We start from the raw sequence: 2,442 nt of genomic DNA on the forward strand, positions 1-2,442 counted from the left end.
GGCCCCGCTCGCCGGGGCGCCGCCGTCGGCCGCCAGCGCGGCCACGGCCGCCTGGTCGCCGTGTGCGGAACCAGCGGCCTCCTGCCAGGCCACCGGCGTCTTGCCCGCACCCGTGATGATCTGCTGGCACAGGACCACGAACCGGCCGAACTCCTCGGGCTGCATCACCAGCACCTCGTCGCCGCCGAAGTGCACCCACGGCCCCAGTGTCATGCGCGCGACGTCGGTGAACACGTCGCGCAGGAACGGCTCCGTGGTCGGCAGGTCGAAGTGCAGCTTGGAGAAGCCCACCTCGATCCCGTCGTAGGCGTCGGTGGCCTCGCCCGACGGCATGAGCTCGCCATAGGCGTGCGTCGCCGCGTTGACGTGCCCCGGGACGTCGATCTCGGGGACGATCACGATCTCGCGCTCGGCCGCGTACTCCTGCAGCTCGCGGTACTCGTCGGCGGTGAGGAACCCACCGGTCGCGCCCGACACCGCGCCCTGCGACGACTTCTCGGTCAATGCCGGCCGGGACGGGATCTCCAGGCGCCAGCCCTGGTCGTCGGACAGGTGCAGATGCAGTCGGTTCATCTTGTAGGAGCCCACGAGGTCCACGACCGCCCGCAGGTCGGCCGGCCCGAACCAGTGCCGCACCACGTCGAACGACAGGCCGCGCCACGAGTACCGCGGCTCGTCGCGCACCACGACGGCATGCACCTCGAGCGGGGCCCCAGACGCGGCGTCCTGCCCGGACCGGCCCGCGTTGGCGAGCTGCCGCAGGGTCCGCACGCCGTGCAGCAGGCCGGAGCGTTCGGGGGCCGCGACGGACACGCCCTCGGTGGTCACCGTGAGGGTGTAGCGCTCGCGGTTCGCGGAGCCCGCGGGGCCCGCAGCCGGGTCGGACGTGAGGGTGACGGGCACCCCGCCGTCCGGCGCGATGGCGGCACCGGCGCTCGTGAGCAGCTCACCCGCGAGCCGCGCGGTCACGGCGTCGGGCGCGCCGATCGTGACGGTCCGGAGGTCCAGCACCCCCTCGCCCGGTTGGAGCTCGACAGGTACGGGGATGATGGCGTCGGCGACGACGGCCGCGCCGCTGCTCACGGTGGTCACGATTGTTAGGGCCCCTTCGCTCCGATGGATGCCCGCAGTTTCGCAGGTTCAGCTGGCAGAGACCAGGCCCAGGAGCGGTTCGGTGGGCAGGATGCTCGTCGCGTCGGCGGGCACCTCGCTCGGCGCGGACCAGCCGAGGAACGCGCGGGCGGGCAGGCCTCCGGCCACATCGGCCCAGACGCCGTCGGCCGTGGCCTGGCCCGCTGCGGGGCCCGCGGCGGTGAAGACCACCGCGACCTGCGCCGGGATCCGCAGCTCCGCCCGGTCCACCACGGACGCCGCCGTCGACTGGTGCACCTCCAGCATGATCTGCGGCAGACCCTTGGCGGTGGCCAGCGCCGCCAGCCGGTCCACGACCTCCTGCAGCTCCGCCACGGGGACCGTCCCGGCCGCCGCGCCGTTGCCGGCAAGCCGGAACTCCGGGTGCACCGAGAGGCCGACGCCTGGCTTCGACAGCAGCGGCTCGAGGTCGTCGACCTGCGCGGCCAGCGGCTGATCGCCCGGGGCGACGTCGAGCAGCACGACCTGTCCGGCCTTCCGGATGGTCTCGACCGCCGGGGTGAGCACCTCCAGCGACTGCTCGTCCACGTAGTCGCCATCCTCGCCCGCCGCGCCGGATCGGACGCTCGCCGTCACGAGGACCAGCGGCGCCCCGCCGAGCGTCGTGCCGTTCGTGGCGGCGGCCTCCGTGGCGCGCAGTGCGTCCGCGGCCGGGTCGGCCACGCCGGCCGGCACCGTGTACGACGTCGACACGTAGCGCCCCGGGAAGAGCTGCAGCGCGCCGCCCGGCAGCGTCACGCCCGACGTCACCACCGACACCTGCCAGCCGAGCTCCTCGGCCCGGCCGAACTTCCCGCCGATCCCGACGACACCGAGCGGGTTGAGCGCACGGATGGTGTCGACCGTCCCGGCGTCCGCCGCGACGTCGCCGTCCGGCACCTCGACCGGGACGGCGCCGGCCGCCAGGGCCGTGCCGATGGCCGCCTCCTGGCCGAGCTCGGGGTCGACGACGACCATCGTCTCCTGCAGCAGCTCGGGATCGGTAACGTCGGGGATGTCCGCACGCAGCTTGCTCAGCTCGGCCGCGGGCAGCCGCTCGGCGTTCGGCAGCTCGACCTTGGTCGCCTGCTTGCCGTCGTCCTTGCCCTCGCCGTCGCCGTCCGCGTCGCCACCCCTCCCGGCGGCGGCCGCGGCCTCCGCGGCCGCGTTCAGCGCACCTGGGTCGAAGCGGACCACCTCCGACTCCCCCGCGGCAGGTCCGACGGCGGCCACGGCCTGCTCGTCGCCGATGACCACGACCGTGCCCGCCCCGAGCCGCTCCAGCTCGGTCACGACGTTGGTGTCCGAGAC

2 protein-coding genes are annotated in these 2,442 nt (G+C 74.4%); both read right to left on the minus strand.

Features of this window, described 5'->3' with window-relative positions:
- On the minus strand, positions 1-1,092 hold a 1,092-nt coding region (locus PROKR_RS29330; RefSeq protein WP_051433492.1), incomplete at its 3' end, for a family 20 glycosylhydrolase.
- 48 nt (positions 1,093-1,140) lie between these two features.
- On the minus strand, positions 1,141-2,442 hold a 1,302-nt coding region (locus tag PROKR_RS29335; protein WP_036971239.1), incomplete at its 5' end, for a hypothetical protein.

Source organism: Promicromonospora kroppenstedtii DSM 19349 (assembly GCF_000515355.1).
Classification (GTDB): domain Bacteria; phylum Actinomycetota; class Actinomycetes; order Actinomycetales; family Cellulomonadaceae; genus Promicromonospora; species Promicromonospora kroppenstedtii.